This window comes from Falsiphaeobacter marinintestinus, assembly GCF_007923355.1.
GTDB lineage: Bacteria > Pseudomonadota > Alphaproteobacteria > Rhodobacterales > Rhodobacteraceae > Phaeobacter_A > Phaeobacter_A marinintestinus.
This window is the reverse complement of record NZ_VOGO01000003.1, coordinates 293852-312118: the sequence shown is the minus strand read 5'-3', so window position 1 is coordinate 312118 and position 18267 is coordinate 293852. Positions and strand designations below refer to the sequence as shown.

The following is an 18267-nucleotide window of genomic DNA, read 5'->3' as shown; positions in this document are numbered from 1 at the left end:
CGCCCCCACCCCAGTGCCATTCGTGCAAGACTGAAAGCCGTGAAGAATAAACCCGTCATCCCGCCACCGTGCATCGTCCGGACACCGACATCACCCGGGTCTGCCGCCCGGTGTCGGTTGGCTCCAAGTCATAGAGCAGCCCGTCAAGGTCGCCGTTTTTGCCGATCTGCAGCACGTCTTCGGAATGCGTGCCCCTGAACCGGTGTGCCATGTCGTCGGACTCGTGCAGCAGGCATGTAAAACGGTCGCCATCCTCGAACGCCATGGTGTAATCACAGCCCTTGATCTGCCCGCCCGGCGACAGGCGCAGAACCTGGCCCTGCTCGGGTCCGATTTCGCATCGCAGGGCAGGGGACTCGTCCGCAGTATCAAGCACACCCGCCGGAACCTGCGCCGGGATCAGTACCATGGGTATGACATATGCAAATCGCATCCTCATCCCTCGACACACTGACCACGATACAGCACCTGATCCTTGCCGTTATGCGCGGCCGGGTCGGGCTTGGTGATCGGGTCGTCGAACGTAACATCCTGCGAAATCCGCACCTGATGTTCGTCAGCCTCATCGTGAAAGAACAGAACAGTCACCCCGTTCTGATCCAGAACCGTGCTTTCTAACGCAGCCGTGTCATTCAGCGTCACCAGCGCCTTGCCCGAGGGCTGAACCTGCATCTTCAGAATGCCCGTCGCGGGCGTGCAGGTATCGCCGATCTCAAGGCAGGTCCCGGTCACATCGCGATACGGTTCCCCCGCCATCGCAATTGGCGCCCCGAGGCCCAGAAATCCGATGTACAAAACGGCCAGACCACGGGAGCGGGGATGTACAAAACGGACCAAACTCATCCTCCCAGGAACGATTTGCGCACTTCGGGATCGGCCAGCAATTCCTTGCCGGTCCCGGAAAACGCATTGCGTCCCTGCACCAGAACATAGCCCTTGTCAGCAATCTCCAACGCCTGTCGCGCGTTCTGTTCGACCATCAGGATCGGGATTCCGGTGCGGGCCACTTCGATGATCCGGTCAAACAATTCATCCATCACAATCGGCGAAACGCCTGCGGTCGGTTCATCCAGCATCAGCACTTTGGGTTGGGTCATCAACGCGCGACCAACAGCGACCTGCTGCCGCTGACCGCCCGACAATTCACCCGCGGCCTGATAGCGTTTTTCTTTGAGAATCGGAAACAAATCATAGACTTGCGCCATGGTGTCGGCGAAATCATCCCGTCGGATAAACGCGCCCATCTCAAGGTTTTCTTCCACTGTCATCGTGGTGAAAATGTTCTGGGTCTGCGGCACAAACCCCATGCCCTTGATCACCCGCGCCTGCGGCGACAGGCCCGTGATATCTTCGCCGTCCAGCCTGACCGAGCCCTGACGGACATTCAGCATGCCGAACACAGCTTTCATTGCCGTCGACTTACCAGCCCCGTTAGGCCCGACGATCACAGCAATTTCCCCCTGATTTACCGCAATCGTACAGTCATGCAGAATGTCAGGACCGTTACCATATCCACCGGTCATGGTGTCGCCGATCAGAAATGCATTGTCAGTGTTCATCGGTTGTCCAGTGCCGGGATGCGCCTCAAGCGTGCCCGCGCCATCAGGGTCGGTGATCGACCGATCTTTATTGCCACGGTCGCCATACGGGTCGCTGGTCATGTGCGTCTCCGTTCGGTTTTGTTTTTCATATCAACCTCCTAGGGCGCGATGTATTCGCCAAGGCACCGAATTGGCGTCAGGCCGCGCCCGGTGATTGCATTCTCGGACTGCACCGCCGCACCGTTCGAAATCATGATCGTCGTCGTGGTGGCACCGCCAAAAATCGGACGCTCCCGAACCGGTTCGAATGCGCTTGGTTCCTGTGCCGTCAACCCGTCCGCAGATCCAATCGCGACACGCGTGGCAACACTCCCAACGGCAGCCATACGCGCGCCTGCACCTGTCTTCTCTTTCCAAATACTCCGGGGGGTCTGGGGGGCTGGCCCCCCAGCCGGTGCCAGCTGGCTCATGCCCCAACCTTTTCTTTGTTTTTCAAGCCCGTACCCAGATAAGCTTCAATCACCTGCTCATTAGCCTTGATCTCATCCAAGGTGCCTTCGGCCAGCACTTTGCCTTCGGCCATACAGATGACCGGATCGCACAGGCGACCGATGAAATCCATGTCATGCTCGATGACCACGAAGGTATAATTGCGTTCTTTGTTCAGCCGGATGATCGCATCGCCAATGGTGTTCAGCAGCGTGCGGTTCACGCCTGCGCCGACTTCATCCAGAAACACGATCTTGGCGTCGACCATCATGGTGCGGCCCAGTTCCAGAAGTTTCTTTTGCCCGCCAGACACTTGCCCGGCCTTGTGATCGGCCAGATGCTCGACGGTCAGAAACTCCAGAACCTCATCGGCCTTGGCGCGCAGGGCACGTTCTTCATCAGCAATCCGCTTGCGCCCGAACCATGTGTTCCACAGCGCTTCGCCCGATTGCGCGCCGGGCACCATCATCAGGTTCTCGCGGCAACTCATCGAGCTGAATTCATGCGCGATCTGGAAGGTGCGCAGCAGGCCTTTGTGAAACAGTTCATGCGGCGGCAGGCCGGTGATGTCCTCACCGTCCATCGTCACGCGTCCGCTGGTTGGTGCAAGAACGCCTGCGATCACATTGAAAAGAGTAGTTTTTCCAGCCCCATTGGGGCCTATCAGGCCGGTGATCGATCCGGGTTCAATTTGCAGCGATGCGCCATCCACAGCGTGGAATCCGCCAAAATGCTTGTGAACGTCTTCAATGACGATCATCCCAACCCCCTTGACCGTTTTGTGCGACAATCTGTCAACGAGTCGCATTTTTCGGCCTTTTGTCATTGAAACAGCCCGGACACAAGCGCCCGGGCTGTCTGGTATTCAGGTCAGATCAGCGATACTTCGCAGTGGTGATCTTGCCGCCATCGACGACGATCTGGCGATAGTTGCCTGCCGATTCACCGGGGCCGATCAACTCAACAGCCGTGGCACCGACATAGTCGATGTCGCCGCCCGCTTTGATGATTTCCAGAGCTTTGGACAACTCGCCAGGATAGATCATTTCGCCCGGCGCGTTGGCCACGTCCATGACCTTGTCCTTGTAGTCACCGCTGTCGGTCGATCCGGCGGCCTGCATGGCAAGCATGATCAGGGCAGCCGCGTCATAGCTTTCTGGAGTGAAAGGCGATGTTGCATCGAACGCGTCGCCAACAATCTCAGCGAACTTGGCCGCGCCCGGGCTGTCGGTGCCGGGATGCTGACCTGTCGATCCTTCGATCTCGTCACCAAAGTTTTCTTCCAGCTTGGCGCTGATCATGCCATCGGGGAAGTGGAACGTGTCAAACGCGCCCGAGTCCAGCGCCGCGCGCACGATGCCCGATCCGCCCTGGTCGACATAACCGGCCACGACCAGACGTTCACCGCCTGCTGCGGCCAAGGCACCGACTTCTGCCGAATAGTCGGCTTTGCCGTCTTCATGGGCGGCCGAAATGGTCACGGAACCACCGGCGGCCTCGAAGGCCTGCTGGAATGCGTCGGCCAGACCTTTGCCATAGTCATTGTTGGTATAGGTCAGCGCGACCTCTTTGATACCTTCTTCCATCAGCACTTCGGTCATCACGACACCCTGACGGGCATCCGACGGCGCGGTGCGGAAGAACAGACCGTTGTCATCGGCGGTCGACAGGCCCGGTGACGTGGCCGAGGGTGAAATCATCACGACGCCGTTCGGCACCGCAACGTTGGACAGGATCGCGCCGGTCACACCAGAACAGTCAGCGCCCATGATGCCGGACACGCCATCGGATGTAATCAGTCGTTCGGCGGCGGCTGTGGCGGCACCTGAATCAACACAGGTCGAGTCCGCACGAACCGGCATGACTTTCATGCCGCCCAACAGCATGCCGCCGTCGGTGACTTCTTGCATCGCCAGTTCAGCGCCAGCAGCCATCGACGGCGTCAGCGATTCAATCGGGCCGGTGAAACCCAGAATAACGCCGATCTTGACGTCTTCTGCAAAGGCTGTGCCAGCCATCAGTGCGGTGGCCGCAGTGGCCATCATAAGCTTTTTCATTCGTATTCTCCCTTATAAGGCTTATTGGAACGCAATGTTCTGGGCGAGAGCCTAGGACGGCGAATTGGAAAAGGAAAGTGTCTACCACTGCAAGTTGACCCAAGGAGAACAATGTCGTGAGACAACTGGCAAAAGGTTGGGCGTGCTTCTAGTTTGGTGTTCGAAAGGAAAGGGTCCTCATGCGTGTTTTTCTGAGTTTTGTCGCGACTTTGGTTTTTTCTGGCATGGCATTTGCCGGGTCTTGGAACACGTCCGCAGGTGCGGTTCGGGTGGATCAGATCGTGACCGGGCTGGACACACCCTGGGCGTTGGATTTCCTGCCGGACGGATCGTTTCTGGTGACCGAACGGAACGGCAGGCTGCTGCGGGTCAGTGGTGGCAAAGCGCGGTCGGTGTCTGGGGTGCCGAAGGTCGCAGCGCGCGGGCAGGGCGGGTTGCTGGATGTCATGGTGCCAAGGGATTTTGCGACCAGTCGCGAGGTGTTCCTGACCTATTCCCGCCGTCAAGGCAGCGGCGCGGGCACGGCCTTGGCGGTCGGACGGCTCAGCGCGGATGGTACAAGATTGAACGACGTTCGTACGATTTTCGAAGCGGCACGCGGCAGTTCCGGCGGGCGGCACTTCGGCAGTCGCGTGGTCGAAGCGCGCGATGGAACTTTGTTCATGACCCTTGGTGAGCGTGGAGATCGCCCATCGGCGCAGGATCTGTCGAACCACAATGGCACGATTATCCGGATCAACCGGGATGGCAGCGTGCCACGCGATAATCCATTTGTTGGAACACCCGATGCGCGGCCCGAAATCTGGTCTTATGGCCATCGCAATCCGCAAGGGGCGGCACTGGATGGGCGCGGGCGTTTGTGGGCCGTGGAACATGGCGCTCAAGGCGGGGATGAGTTGAACCTGATCCGAAAAGGCGCGAATTTCGGCTGGCCGGTGATTTCTTATGGTCGGCATTACTCGGGCGCAAAGATTGGCGAAGGGACCGCAAAACAAGGGATGGAACAACCTGCACATTATTGGGACCCTTCCATCGCACCGTCCGGCATGATGATTTATTCGGGCAAACTGTTCCCGGCGTGGCGCGGCGACATATTCGTGGGATCGTTGAAGTTCGACTATATCAGTCGCCTTGACACTGGGTCGGTGCGCGAGGTCGAGCAACTGAAGGGCGATGAAACCGAGCGCGTGCGCGACATCGTCGAAGCCCCGGATGGATCAATCTGGTTCATTTCGGTCGGGCAGGGCGCAGTTTACAAGATCTCGCCCGGCCAATGATCACACAGACAACCGGGCTGCCTGACTGCCGCGTTCGCGGTACGGAGTCGTGTCATAATGCGACCGGTAGCATTTTGAGAAATGCGACGGAGAGGCAAAGCCGCAGGCAAGCGCGACGTTGATGACGCTCATATCCGTCTGCATCAGCAGGTTGCGCGCCTTTTGCAGGCGCAGCTCCATGTAATACCGCTTGGGTGACCGGTTCAGATAGCGGCGGAACAAGCGCTCCAACTGTCGAGTGGACATGCCGACATCCTTGGCCAGAACCGATGGGCTGATCGGTTCTTCGATGTTGGCCTCCATCATCTGGATCACCTGGCTGAGCTTGGGATGCCGCACGCCGATGCGCGTAGGCACGGACAGACGCTGAGTGTCCTGATCGGTGCGAATCGACGAATAGATCTGTTGGTCGGCAACCGCGTTGGCCAGTTCTTCGCCGTGATCGTTGGCGATCAGTTTTAACATCAGGTCGATGGATGAGGTGCCGCCAGCGGTGGTCAGCCGTTTGCCGTCGATTACAAAGACCGACTTGGTCAGCTCAACCTCTTCGAATTCCTCGGCAAAGCTGTCCTGATTTTCCCAATGGATCGTCGCCTTTTTGCCATCGAGCAACCCGGCGAGGGCAAGGGAATAAGACGCAGTGCACAAGCCGCCCATGGTGACCCCTCGGCGCGCTTCCCGTCGTAGCCAGTTCAGCAATTTCTTTGATGTAGCGTTCTGAACGTCGATGCCACCACACAACAGGATCGTATCGTCGCGACCAAGCTCTTCATACCCGATATCGGCACTGAACGACACGCCGCCTGAACAGGTGACCGGCAAACCGTCTTCACTGCAGATCACCCATTCGTACAATGGTGAAGTTCCGGCGCGGTTGGCGTGGCGCAGACATTCCAGCGCACAGGCGAAACTGAGAAGCGTGAAACCTTCCATCAGAACAAACACAAACCGGCGCGGTTTTTCTGCATGAATATCCATGTCGCGGAAGCGGGTTTGTTCGAGCATGGTTTAACCACTCTTCTTGTCTGGTTGGCCAGCCGGCTTGTAAACCGGTAGCGATAAGCAAATTGGCCCTACGATGTATGCGACGTCAAGTGCCGCAAAACGGATATGGTCATGTGGGATGCGGTTTTGTATAGAAAGGCTCCAACTTGAACAGACGGGGCCGGTCGCCCCGTAGCGGAGTGAAAGCAATGACTGACTGGAAAAAATCGGACTGGCGCGCCAAACCGCGGATCCAGATGCCCGATTATCCCGATACCGCAGAATTGAACGCGGTTGAGGCGCAGCTTTCAAAGTATCCACCGCTGGTTTTTGCCGGTGAAGCGCGCCGATTGAAAAAACACCTGGCGGCAGCGTCGCGCGGCGAAGCATTTTTACTGCAGGGCGGCGATTGCGCCGAGAGCTTTGATCAGTTCAGCGCGGACGCGATCCGCGACACGTTCAAAGTGATTCTGCAGATGGCCATGGTTCTGACCTATGGCGCCAAGGTGCCGGTGATCAAAGTGGGCCGCATGGCGGGGCAGTTCGCCAAGCCACGCAGCGCGCCGATGGAAACCGTCGATGGTGTGGAACTGCCCAGCTATCGCGGCGATATCATCAACGAGCTTGATTTCACCCCCGGTTCGCGGATTCCGGATCCGTCGAAAATGCTGCAGGCCTATACGCAGGCGGCGGCAACCCTGAACCTGTTGCGCGCGTTTTCAACCGGCGGCTATGCCGATGTCCACGAGGTCCACTCGTGGACGCTGGGCTTTACCGAAGGCGAAAAGGCCGAACGTTACCGCGAACTGGCCAACCGCATCACCGACACGCTGGACTTCATGAAGGCTGCCGGTGTCACAAGCGAAGCGGCGCATGCGTTGCAGTCGGTCGAGTTCTACACCAGCCACGAAAGCCTGTTGCTGGAATATGAAGAGGCGCTGACGCGTCTGGATTCAACATCGGGCAACTGGCTGGCCGGGTCTGGTCACATGATCTGGATCGGCGATCGTACCCGTCAGCCAGACGGCGCACATGTCGAATTCTGCAGCGGCGTTCTGAACCCGATTGGCCTGAAATGCGGCCCGTCGATGGAAGCGGATGATCTGAAGCGCCTGATGGCAAAACTGAATCCGGACAACGAAGAGGGTCGTCTGACCCTGATTGCCCGGTTCGGCAATGACAAGGCAGGCGAGCACCTGCCGCGCCTGATCAAGACGGTCAAGGCAGAAGGCGCAAACGTGGTTTGGGTCTGTGATCCGATGCACGGCAACACGGTGAAAGCGAATTCGGGCTACAAGACCCGGTTCTTCAACAACATCCTTGGCGAAGTTCAGGATTTCTTTGCGATCCACAAATCCGAAGGCACCATCCCGGGCGGTGTGCATTTCGAGATGACGGGGCAGGACGTCACCGAATGCACTGGTGGTCTGCATGCGCTGAGCGACGAAGATCTGTCCGCCCGCTATCACACGGCTTGCGATCCACGTCTGAACGCCAGCCAGTCGCTGGAACTGGCTTTCCTGGTGGCAGAAGAGCTGTCGCAGATGCGCAGCCCTGATCCAAAGCGTGCCGTCGGTTAAGCTGATCGCTATCTTTTCAGACCAAGGCCCGCGCTGTGACGCGGGCCTTTTTCATTTTATCAGACGCAAGCGCGGTGCGCTGTCCTGGAATGGCGCCTGACTGTCTGCAAACCCGGCGGTCTCGTGCTGCTGCGGCGCGGGGGCATTGCCCCGGATCCCGCGAAACGCGGATTGTGCAATTCGGAATCGGGACGGCTGATCCGAAAAGTCATCATCAGCCACCAGAACGCCCAGTGCCCTGTCCACCTGACCGCAATCGCTGCGCAAAGGTAAAAGGATCATCCGCGCTTCATTGTTTCGACGGAAATTGTCATGTTCGCCAGTCAGGGTAAGCTCGGCAATCGACGGTTCATCAAAAACATCCTCAAGCACGGCTCCGATTTCGGCCCGTGATGCTGCCACAAAAAAAGCTGAGAGTGGCATGCCACGCACTTCCATGCCTGCCAGACCGTGCAAATGCTGGCCAGCCAGACGGAACCGCGCGATACCGGGGGCGATACGTTCAAGCACAAAGGTATACTGCAGAACGTTTTCCAACCCGCGCGGGTCAATCTGAGACCGCTTCGGAACAAGGGGGGCGTCGCACAGGGCCGCCCAATACGCTTCGGCCTGGCGAAGTGGTGAAAGGCTTTTCCCACTGCGAAACCGATCCATTGCAATTACCTTATCCATTGGATTACCTGACTCATTATCATTTTGAACACGGGACAAATATCGCATTGATTTTGGTCCTTGATTTTCGCTTCCCCAGCCGGTTCCAAGATGAGGTCACTTAAGCTGCTCAATTCTTAGGACTAGCTTCACAAAGGTTACTCAAAAGTTAATTTGACACGATTTGGCGTCAATTTGGAGCAATACTTTAGCACTTGGTTAACCTATCAGGCGTCGCCGCAGGGGTTGCCCTGTCGTGCTCTATGGCTTTAGGTGCCGCTGAACCGGACCAAGGGCACAAGGATAACGCGATGATCAGATCTATGACCGGCTTTGCTGCGGCCAAGGGATCGCACCCGCCGTTTTCATGGAGCTGGGAGTTGCGCAGCGTCAATGCCAAGGGGCTGGATCTGCGCTTGCGCGTGCCCGAATGGCTGGAAGGGCTTGAGACCGCGTTGCGCGCGGATCTGGCCAAAGCTGTTACGCGCGGCAATATCACCCTGTCGCTGCGGCTGACACGTGAGGATGACGCGGCCACGACGGCTTTGAATCCAAGCGTCCTTTCATCGACCATCGACGCATTGCTGCAAATCGAAGCCGAGGCGATGGCGCGGGGCTTGTCGCTGGCACCGGCCAAGGCGTCGGATCTGTTGGCGGTGCGCGGCATGATGGATGCGGCTGCCACCGAGGACGATAACTCGGCGCTGATTGCACAGATCAAGGCCGAGTTCGCGCCGCTTGTGCAAGCATTCCTGCAAATGCGCGAGACAGAAGGGGCCGCCTTGGCGACTGTTTTGCAAGGTCAGTTGGACCACGTGGCAGAGCTGACCGAACAGGCCGCCGCATTGGCTGAGCTCCGCAAACAGGCGGTGGCCGACACATTGAAAACCAACCTGAACCGGGTTTTGAGCAATACGGACGGGGCCGACCCGGACCGTGTGGCGCAAGAGCTGGCCTTGCTTGCGGTCAAGGCAGACGTCACTGAAGAAATCGACCGGCTTGGCGCACACGTCAGGGCAGCTGGCGATTTGCTTGGCCAGGATGGTGCCGTTGGCCGCAAGCTGGATTTCCTGATGCAAGAGTTCAACCGCGAGGCCAACACGCTCTGTTCAAAAGCCCAGAATGCGGACCTGACTGCAGTTGGGTTGGATCTGAAAGCTGTCATCGACCAGATGCGCGAACAGGTTCAGAACGTCGAATAACAAGGACAAGACCCATGAAACAGGCTCAGCGGCGCGGACTTTTGATCATTCTGTCATCCCCATCGGGGGCCGGCAAATCAACCCTCGCGCGGCGGTTGATGCAGTGGGACAAGGGCCTGAAATTCTCGGTCTCGGCCACCACGCGCGCGCCGCGCCCGGGCGAGGTGGATGGCGAGGATTATTACTTCCTTTCCGAGGATGAATTCAGACGGCAGGTCACCAATGGCGAAATGCTGGAACACGCGCATGTCTTTGGCAATTTCTATGGCTCACCCGCAGGACCGGTCAAAGAAACCATCGAAGACGGGCAGGACGTTCTGTTTGACGTTGACTGGCAGGGCGAACAACAAATCCGCAATTCGGATCTGGGCAAGCACGCGCTGTCGATTTTTATCCTGCCGCCATCTATTACCGAACTGCGCCGCCGCCTGATTTCGCGCGGGCAGGACAGCGAAGAGGTGATCGCCAAGCGGATGCTGAAAAGCTGGGATGAAATCAGCCACTGGGGGGCCTATGACTATGTTCTGATCAACGAAGATCTGGACGAAACCGAGGCGCACCTGAAAACCATGATCGCAGCAGAACGGTTGCGACGCGAACAGCAACCGGGACTGCAGCACCATGTGCGCATGCTGCAATCCGAATTCGAGGAAATGTCATGACCATTTACGCCCTTGGCGACCACGCCCCGCAGATTCACGAAGACACCTGGGTTGCGCCCGACGCCAACCTGATCGGCAAAGTGGTGATGGAGGCCGGATCCTCGGTCTGGTTCGGCTGCACAATCCGTGCTGATCACGAAGAGATTCGCATCGGCGATGGATCGAACGTGCAGGAAAACTGCGTGATGCACATTGATGCGGGATTCCCACTGGTGATTGGCAAGAACTGCACCATCGGTCACAAGGTCATGCTGCATGGCTGCACCATTGGCGACAACACGCTTGTGGGCATGGGGGCCATGATCCTGAACGGGGCCAAAATCGGCAAGAACTGCCTGATCGGTGCCGGAGCTTTGGTCACCGAAAACAAGGTGATCCCGGACAACTCGCTGGTCATGGGCGTGCCGGGCAAGGTTGTGCGCGAGGTTGATGAAAAGAACGCCCAGCGCATCACAATGGGTGCGTTGCATTATCAGGACAACATGCGCCGCTTTCGCGACGAGATGAAAGAAGTCTGACATCATGAAGAACACCAAAGGGTCGCTGATCCGCCCAGTTCCGCTGCCTGACAGCGCCAGTCGACCGGTTGTGACGCCGCTCAGCCCGTCAGTGGTCTATGCCTCGGACACGCCGGATGCGTTGGATGACCAGTACGAAGGCCGGGTACACGGGTATACCTACTCACGTGAAGGCCATCCCAATGCGGATGTTGTGGCTGCGCGGCTTGATGCGATGGAAGGCGGGCAGGGCGGTGTGGTGACCGGATCTGGCATGGCGGCGGTCTCGGCGGTGCTGTTGGGGCTTTTGAAGACCGGCGACCACGTGATTGGTGGCAACCAGCTGTATGGCCGCTCGCTGCGGATGATGAAAGAAGACCTGCCGCGTTTGGGCGTCGCAACTTCGATGGTCGATCCGGGCGATATAGTGGCGATGCGGGCCGCGATCCGACCCGAAACCAGGATCATTCTGGTCGAGGTCGTGTCAAACCCGACCCTCGCCATCGCTGACATCGACGGGCTTGCGGCGCTTTGCAAGGAAAAGGGTATCCTGCTGGCTGTGGACAATACGTTCACCACGCCGCGCGGGTTCAAACCTTTCGATCATGGTGCTGACATTGTGATCCATTCGATCACAAAACTGCTGGCAGGGCATTCGGATGTCATGCTGGGTTATGTCGTGGCGCGTGATCTGGAGCTCACGGATCGGATGCGGATCTTCTGCGTGACAACGGGCATGACGCCCAGCCCGTTTGATTGCTGGCTGGCCGAACGTGGCATGCTGAGTTTCGATCTGCGTTTTGACCGTGCGCAAAGCACGGCGGCTGATCTGGCTGACCACCTTGCAGGATTGCCGGGCGTGAAACGCGTGATCTATCCGATGCGCGATGATCACCCGGATCGGGACCGCGCAGAGGCGCTGTTGAACGGGCAGGGCTGCAATATGGTCAGTTTTGAGCTGGACGGTGGCCGCGCCATGGCCAATGCGTTCACTCGTGGGGCCGAGGGGCTAAGTTTTGCGCCGACTCTTGGCGACGTGGGCACGACCCTGTCGCATCCTGCGTCATCGTCGCATCGGGCCATGACGCCTGAAGAGCGGGCTGCAGTTGGGCTGAGTGAAGGGTTCTTCCGGGTGTCCGTCGGGTTGGAGTCGCCCGAAGATCTGAAAGCGGTCTTTACGCGGGCCATCGAGGACGCTGTCGCCGCATCATAGTTACAATCAGAGGGCAAACTGGCCCCCAACCTGTCTTGACGCGAGTCGTATCCTGATGCCTGACGCCCTTATTGATGAATTCCTTTGCGCTATGCCGTTGCCGGCGCTGCTTGTTGACCAGTCAGAACGGATCATCGGGGCAAACCCCGAGGCACTGACCTTGCTGGGGCAGCAGATTGTCGGCCGCCATTTCGCGACCATTCTGCGCCAGCCCCCCGTAACCGACGCGATTGAAACCATCCTGCGCGACAAACGCCCGCGCGAGGCGCAGCATCTGGCCAATGACGGGGCGCAGGACACCACGTTTCGCGTCACATTCCGCTATGTGAACGGGATTGGTGCAGTCAAGGGCGGCGCCGTGCTGGTGTCGTTTCTGGACGTGTCGCACCTGGGGCAGGCAGAACAGATGCGCCGCGATTTCGTCGCCAACGTCAGCCACGAGTTGCGCACGCCGCTGACAGCGTTGATGGGGTTCATCGAAACCCTGCGCGGGGCCGCCCGCGACGATGCCGATGCCCGGGACCGTTTTCTGAGCATCATGGATGGTGAAGCCAACCGGATGAACCGTCTGGTGGGCGATCTGATTTCTTTGAACCGGGTCGAAAGCGAAGAGCGGGTGCGTCCTAGTGAAGACGTCAACCTGACGCAACAGATTGAGTCGACCCTGCGATCAATGCGCCCGCTGGCTGACGAGGCCGGTGTCACCTTGCATATGACCGCGCCGGACGACCCTGTGATTGTCACCGGCGATCCGGACCAGTTGCAACAGGTCTGTACCAATCTGATCGAGAACGCGATCAAATATGGCGGGGCTGGTGGACGGGTCGATGTGGTGCTGTCGATATCTGACCGCGAACCGGCCCTGAGGGCCCCAGGTGCGCGCATTCAGGTGATCGATCAGGGGGCGGGAATCGACCCCATCCATTTGCCGCGTCTGACCGAGCGATTCTATCGCGCCGACAGTCACCGGTCGCGAGAGTTGGGCGGGACGGGTCTGGGCCTTGCCATTGTGAAACATATTATCAATCGGCATCGCGGACGGCTGCGTGTCGAAAGCAATCTGGGTCAAGGATCTGTATTTACGGTGATTTTGCCGCGCAAAACCGAACAAAACTGATGCACTGACGGCTTCTGACCAATGATTTCTGCAAGCTATGCTGCAGACGCAAAACGGGTTGTCAGAAAATAGAGGGTCGTTGTCATACAGCTGTTACATGACTGTCACAAAAGGCACATGCCCACACAATAGGAGGGGCGTGAGATCATCATGGGGATGATCACAACCTCTACCTATACCAAGGAGACAGACATGTCCTTTGTGAAACTGACCTCTTCCGCGCTGGCCATTGCCGCCGTGTCGGCCACCGCAGCCGCCGCCCGTGATCAGGTGCAAGTTGCCGGTTCATCGACCGTTCTGCCCTATGCCTCGATCGTGGCAGAAGCCTTTGGCGAAAACTTCGACTTTCCGACCCCGGTTGTTGAATCCGGCGGGTCGTCAGCTGGCCTGAAGCGGTTCTGCGAAGGTGTTGGTGAAAACACCATCGACATCGCAAACGCGTCGCGCAAAATCAAAGACAATGAAATCGCAGCCTGTGCGGACAATGGTGTCACCGACATCATCGAAGTTCGCATCGGGTATGATGGCATTGTGTTCGCGTCCGACATCAAAGGCAACTCGTTCGAGTTTACGCCGACCGACTGGTTCCTAGCCCTGTCCGACAAAGTTCTGGTTGACGGAAAATTGGTCGAGAACACGTTCAAGACATGGGATCAGGTAAACCCGCACTTCCCGGCGCAAGATATTCAGGCCTTCGTCCCGGGCACCAAGCACGGCACGCGTGAAGTGTTCGAAGACAAGGTGATCCTGGCAGGGTGCGAAGCCACTGGCGCGTTTGAGCACCTGCTGGTTGCGGCCGAAGGGGATAGCGACAAGGCCAAGAAGAAGGCCGCCGAGAAAGCCTGTATCTCGTTGCGTACAGATGGCCGTTCTGTCGACATCGATGGCGACTATACCGAGACTCTGGCCCGCATCGAAAGCAACAAGGACGGTATCGGCGTCTTTGGTCTGGCGTTCTACGAAAACAACACCGACAAGCTGCAGGTTGCAACCATGTCCGGTGTCGTTCCCTCGACCGAGTCAATCGCAACTGGCGAATACCCGGTGTCGCGCCCGCTGTACTTCTACGTGAAGAAAGCCCACATCGGTGTGATCCCCGGCCTGAAAGACTATGCTGAGTTTTTCGTCGCTGACGAGATCGCCGGCCCCGACGGCCCGCTGTCCGAATATGGTCTGGTTGCCGATCCGGACCTGGCCGACACGCAGGCCGCTGTGGCTGACGAAAAGGTAATGGGCGGCAGCATGTAAGCCGCTTTGGCCGGGACAGTCTTTGTCCCGGCCACCTTATTCCTGATCCGCTTTCCCTTCCTTCTGCCCGACGCTATTGGAGCTGCAGATGCCGACTTTCTGGCTTGTTGTTGCCTTGTTCGCGCTGTCCGCCGCAGGCTTTTTTCTGGGGCGTCAGCGCGCTCTGCAAGCTGCTGGTGGAGATGCACGACAGCTTCACTCTCTCCCTTCATATTATGGCCTCAACGTTGCTCTGACGTCACTTGTTCCCGCGTTGGGTGTGTTGGTGATTTGGCTGTTTGCACAACCCATGATCATTGAAAGCACCGTGTCGGGGATGATCCCGGATGACCTGATCCCCGAAGCAACCACCCGCGGCTTGGTAATGAGCGATGTGCGCCGCGTTGCCGAAGGACTGGATACCGCGATCGCCCAAGGGGCCATGACCCGGGACGAGGTCAACACGATCAGCACCGACGACACCGATGTGCGGGCGCGTCTTGGTGAGGTCGGCGTTGCACTTGGGTCCGAGGTGCGGTCCGAAGTTCTGAGTGCGGCACAGCGGTACCGCCGGATGAGCCAGACCGGCGCAGTCTGGATGTCAATCGTGGTTGCGGTGCTGGCGATTGCGGGGCTGGCGCTGGCCTATCTGAAAACCGACAAGGATTTCCGGGCGCGCAACACGGTTGAGCGGGGCATTCTGCTGTTGCTGTTGCTGGCGGCCTCGATTGCGATCCTGACAACGGTCGGCATTGTCCTGTCGATGTTGTTTGAAACGATGAATTTTTTCAGCCTGCACTCGTGGAAAGATTTCTTCTTTGGCAGCACATGGGCGCCGAACTTTCGCGGGGACAGCGAGCTGTCGATCCTGCCGCTGTTATGGGGCACGCTTTATATCTCGGTGGTGGCTTTGCTGGTGGCTGTGCCAATCGGCTTGTTCGCCGCCATCTATCTGTCGGAATATGCGTCGTACACGGTGCGATCTTTCGCCAAACCGCTGCTGGAAATCCTCGCCGGTATTCCGACCATCGTCTACGGCCTGTTCGCCTTGCTGACTGTTGGCCCCGCCCTGGTCAAGGTCTTTGGGCGCGGCGAAGACGGGTTGCTGGGTGTTGAGTGGATGTCGGGCGCGACGTCGGTTCTGACTGCGGGGCTGGTGATGGGGGTCATGTTGATCCCGTTTGTCAGCTCGCTAAGCGATGACATCATCAACGCCGTGCCACAAACGATGCGCGATGGCTCGCTGGGTCTTGGCGCAACAAAATCTGAAACGGTTCGTCAGGTTGTCCTTCCGGCAGCCCTGCCCGGCATCGTTGGCGCCATCCTGTTGGCCGCCTCGCGCGCCATTGGCGAAACGATGATCGTGGTCATGGGGGCCGGTGCCATTGCAAAATTCTCGGGCAATCCGCTTGAGGCAATGACGACCATTACAACCCGGATCGTCAGCCAGCTGACCGGCGACACCGACTTTGCCAGCCCTGAAACACTTGTGGCGTTTGCCTTGGGGCTGACCCTTTTCGTTCTGACACTTGGGCTGAACATCTTCGCCCTCTACATCGTCCGTAAGTACCGGGAGCAGTACGAATGACCGATACGCCCGACACAAACGCAACCCCGCACAGCAAGCACGGCGCATCCCTGCTGGAGCTGACACCGCGCACCAAACGCCGCAACGCCGCCGAGCGCCGGTTCCGGATGTACGGAATGGCGGCCATTGCCAGCGGTCTGATCATGCTGGTTATTCTTGTCGTCAACATTTTCGGCGCCGGTATGGGGGCTTTTCAGCAAACCTTCATGACGCTGGATGTTGAGCTTCTGGAGGCCAAGCTGGACAAGAAAGGCAATCGCGATATCGCCGATATCAAGAAGGTATCGACCTTTGGATATGCGCCGCTGCTGGCCAACGCCTTTGAGACGCTGGTGGCCAAAGACGGGATAGAAACCGATCTGAGCCCCAAGAAGATGGGCAAGCTGTTGTCCAAAGGCGCAGCCGCCCAGATGCGGAATTATGTGATCAAGAACCCCGATGAGATCGGCAAGACCGTTACGTTTAAGTTCCTGACCAACAGCCGGGTTGATGGATACATGAAGGGCCGCGTGACCCGTGACTCGATTGCCAACGACAAAAGCATCTCGGTGACGCAACTGGATCTGGTCGATCAACTGGTCGCAGCCGGTGCCATCAAGAAAAGGGTCAACCTGGACTTCATCCTTGGATCGGACGCATCCGACCAACGGCCCGAAGCGGCCGGGATGGGCGTGTCGATGGTCGGGTCTCTGTTCATGATGCTGGTTGTTCTGGCCCTGGCCCTGCCAATCGGTGTAGCCGCGTCGATCTATCTTGAGGAATTCGCCCCGAAAAACTGGATCACCGACGTGATCGAGGTCAATATCTCGAACCTTGCCGCGGTTCCGTCGATCGTGTTCGGTATTCTGGGCCTGTCTGTGTTCATCAACTATATGCACCTGCCGATGTCAGCACCGCTGGTTGGCGGTCTGGTGCTGACGCTGATGACTTTACCGACCATCATCATTTCGACCCGTGCGTCGCTGAAGTCGGTTCCGCCGTCGATCCGCGATGCGGCTCTTGGGGTCGGGGCGTCCAAGATGCAGGCCGTGTTCCATCACGTGCTGCCCCTGGCCGCGCCGGGAATTCTGACGGGAACCATCATCGGGTTGGCGCAGGCGTTGGGGGAAACCGCGCCGCTGTTGCTGATCGGCATGGTCGGCTTTATCGCGTCGAACCCGCCCGACAGCATCGCCGCTGGGTTGATGTCGCCAAACTCGGCCATGCCGGCCCAGATCTATGAATGGGCCAAGCGGGCCGACCCGGCATTTTATGAACGCGCCTGGGGTGGTATCATCATCCTTTTGGTATTCCTGATCACCATGAACACGGTTGCGGTCATCCTGCGCCGTCGCTTCGAACGCCGCTGGTAGAGCGGGGGGCTGAAAATGAACGATATGACTCTTGTGGGGAAAAACGTGGATACCCGGAACATCAAAATTTCCGCTCGCGCAGTTCAGGTTTACTATGGCGATACCCACGCCATCAAAGACGTGGATGTGGACATCGAAAGCAACACAGTCACGGCGTTTATCGGCCCGTCAGGCTGCGGGAAATCCACGTTCCTGCGCTGCTTAAACCGGATGAACGACACGATCGATATCTGCCGGGTCGAAGGTCAGATCACTCTGGACGGTGAAGACATCTATGACCCCAAGGTCGACCCGGTGCAGCTGCGCGCCAAGGTCGGCATGGTGTTTCAGAAACCCAACCCGTTCCCGAAATCGATCTATGACAACATCGCCTATGGCCCCCGGATCCACGGTCTGGCCAGAAATAAGGCCGAGCTGGACGAGATCGTGGAAAAATCATTGCGCCGGGGTGCCATCTGGGACGAGGTCAAAGATCGTCTGGACGCGCCCGGCACGGGGTTGTCGGGGGGGCAGCAACAGCGTCTGTGTATTGCGCGCGCCATCGCGACAGAACCCGAAGTCTTGCTGATGGACGAACCCTGTTCCGCGCTCGACCCCATCGCGACGGCGCAGGTCGAAGAACTGATCGACGAGTTGCGTCAAAGCTATTCAGTGGTCATTGTGACCCACTCGATGCAGCAGGCCGCTCGGGTCAGTCAGAAAACGGCGTTTTTTCACTTGGGCAACCTTGTTGAGTTCGGCGAGACCGGCCAGATCTTTACCAACCCCGAAGATCCGCGCACCGAAAGCTATATCACCGGCCGGATCGGGTGATCTGAGATCCGACTGCG

Annotated in this window: 19 protein-coding genes; 11 read left to right on the top strand and 8 right to left on the bottom strand. The window is 58.4% G+C overall.

Translation table 11 applies throughout. From position 1 onward, the window contains the following. Positions 1-55 precede the first annotated feature (55 nt). The 6 genes from FOY56_RS08720 to FOY56_RS08695 form a co-directional block, all read right to left on the bottom strand. Complete coding sequence (locus FOY56_RS08720; RefSeq protein ID WP_186766283.1) at positions 56-433, bottom strand: hypothetical protein; 378 nt, start codon at positions 431-433, stop codon at positions 56-58. A 2-nt stretch (positions 434-435) separates the two neighbouring features. Then, positions 436-837, bottom strand: coding sequence for a hypothetical protein (locus FOY56_RS08715; protein ID WP_146345448.1), 402 nt, complete (start codon positions 835-837; stop codon positions 436-438). A 2-nt stretch (positions 838-839) separates the two neighbouring features. Further along, positions 840-1661 (bottom strand): ABC transporter ATP-binding protein, encoded by an 822-nt coding sequence (locus FOY56_RS08710; protein ID WP_186766282.1) that lies wholly within the window; start codon positions 1659-1661, stop codon positions 840-842. 38 nt (positions 1662-1699) lie between these two features. Then, the gene (locus FOY56_RS08705; protein ID WP_146345447.1) at positions 1700-1927 is read right to left on the bottom strand and encodes a hypothetical protein; all 228 of its coding nucleotides are present in this window, start codon (positions 1925-1927) and stop codon (positions 1700-1702) included. Between the two features lie 80 nt (positions 1928-2007). After that, a complete protein-coding gene (locus tag FOY56_RS08700) occupies positions 2008-2790 on the bottom strand; it encodes an ABC transporter ATP-binding protein (RefSeq protein ID WP_146345446.1) in 783 nt (260 codons plus the stop codon). Positions 2791-2905: 115 nt separating this feature from the next. Next, positions 2906-4087, bottom strand: a complete 1182-nt coding sequence (locus FOY56_RS08695; protein ID WP_146345445.1) for an ABC transporter substrate-binding protein — start codon at positions 4085-4087, stop codon at positions 2906-2908. Positions 4088-4266: 179 nt separating this feature from the next. Here FOY56_RS08695 and FOY56_RS08690 point away from each other — a divergent pair, with 179 nt between their 5' ends. Continuing rightward, positions 4267-5364: a PQQ-dependent sugar dehydrogenase gene (locus tag FOY56_RS08690; protein ID WP_146345444.1), complete on the top strand. Its 1098-nt coding sequence runs from the start codon at positions 4267-4269 to the stop codon at positions 5362-5364. On the opposite strand, the gene FOY56_RS08685 is transcribed toward FOY56_RS08690, so the two are convergent. After that, positions 5365-6369: a GlxA family transcriptional regulator gene (locus FOY56_RS08685; RefSeq protein WP_186766281.1), complete on the bottom strand. Its 1005-nt coding sequence runs from the start codon at positions 6367-6369 to the stop codon at positions 5365-5367. A 188-nt stretch (positions 6370-6557) separates the two neighbouring features. Between FOY56_RS08685 and FOY56_RS08680 the strand changes: the two genes are divergently transcribed. Beyond that, entirely contained in the window at positions 6558-7928 is a 1371-nt protein-coding gene (locus FOY56_RS08680) for a class II 3-deoxy-7-phosphoheptulonate synthase (RefSeq protein WP_146345443.1), read from the top strand. 51 nt (positions 7929-7979) lie between these two features. Here FOY56_RS08680 and FOY56_RS08675 read toward each other — a convergent pair whose 3' ends face one another. After that, positions 7980-8600: a PAS domain-containing protein gene (locus FOY56_RS08675; protein ID WP_246139445.1), complete on the bottom strand. Its 621-nt coding sequence runs from the start codon at positions 8598-8600 to the stop codon at positions 7980-7982. 290 nt (positions 8601-8890) lie between these two features. Between FOY56_RS08675 and FOY56_RS08670 the strand changes: the two genes are divergently transcribed. From FOY56_RS08670 to pstB, 9 genes are all read left to right on the top strand, one after another. Continuing rightward, the gene (locus FOY56_RS08670; protein WP_146345442.1) at positions 8891-9781 is read left to right on the top strand and encodes a YicC/YloC family endoribonuclease; all 891 of its coding nucleotides are present in this window, start codon (positions 8891-8893) and stop codon (positions 9779-9781) included. Between the two features lie 14 nt (positions 9782-9795). Beyond that, positions 9796-10443, top strand: a complete 648-nt coding sequence (gmk, locus tag FOY56_RS08665; protein WP_146345441.1) for a guanylate kinase — start codon at positions 9796-9798, stop codon at positions 10441-10443. Next, positions 10440-10961, top strand: coding sequence for a gamma carbonic anhydrase family protein (locus FOY56_RS08660; protein ID WP_146345440.1), 522 nt, complete (start codon positions 10440-10442; stop codon positions 10959-10961). The genes gmk and FOY56_RS08660 overlap by 4 nt, the downstream gene beginning before the upstream one ends. A 4-nt stretch (positions 10962-10965) precedes the next feature. Continuing rightward, positions 10966-12153 (top strand): trans-sulfuration enzyme family protein, encoded by a 1188-nt coding sequence (locus FOY56_RS08655; RefSeq protein ID WP_146345439.1) that lies wholly within the window; start codon positions 10966-10968, stop codon positions 12151-12153. 55 nt (positions 12154-12208) lie between these two features. Continuing rightward, positions 12209-13270: a sensor histidine kinase gene (locus FOY56_RS08650; protein ID WP_146345438.1), complete on the top strand. Its 1062-nt coding sequence runs from the start codon at positions 12209-12211 to the stop codon at positions 13268-13270. A gap of 192 nt (positions 13271-13462) precedes the next feature. Further along, positions 13463-14518, top strand: a complete 1056-nt coding sequence (locus FOY56_RS08645; RefSeq protein ID WP_146345437.1) for a substrate-binding domain-containing protein — start codon at positions 13463-13465, stop codon at positions 14516-14518. An 88-nt stretch (positions 14519-14606) separates the two neighbouring features. Further along, positions 14607-16085: a phosphate ABC transporter permease subunit PstC gene (gene pstC / locus FOY56_RS08640; protein ID WP_146345436.1), complete on the top strand. Its 1479-nt coding sequence runs from the start codon at positions 14607-14609 to the stop codon at positions 16083-16085. Further along, positions 16082-17437, top strand: coding sequence for a phosphate ABC transporter permease PstA (pstA, locus tag FOY56_RS08635; protein WP_146345435.1), 1356 nt, complete (start codon positions 16082-16084; stop codon positions 17435-17437). The genes pstC and pstA overlap by 4 nt, the downstream gene beginning before the upstream one ends. A gap of 15 nt (positions 17438-17452) precedes the next feature. Continuing rightward, on the top strand, positions 17453-18250 hold the full coding sequence (pstB, locus tag FOY56_RS08630) for a phosphate ABC transporter ATP-binding protein PstB (RefSeq protein WP_146345434.1): 798 nt from the start codon (positions 17453-17455) through the stop codon (positions 18248-18250). Positions 18251-18267 lie beyond the last annotated feature (17 nt).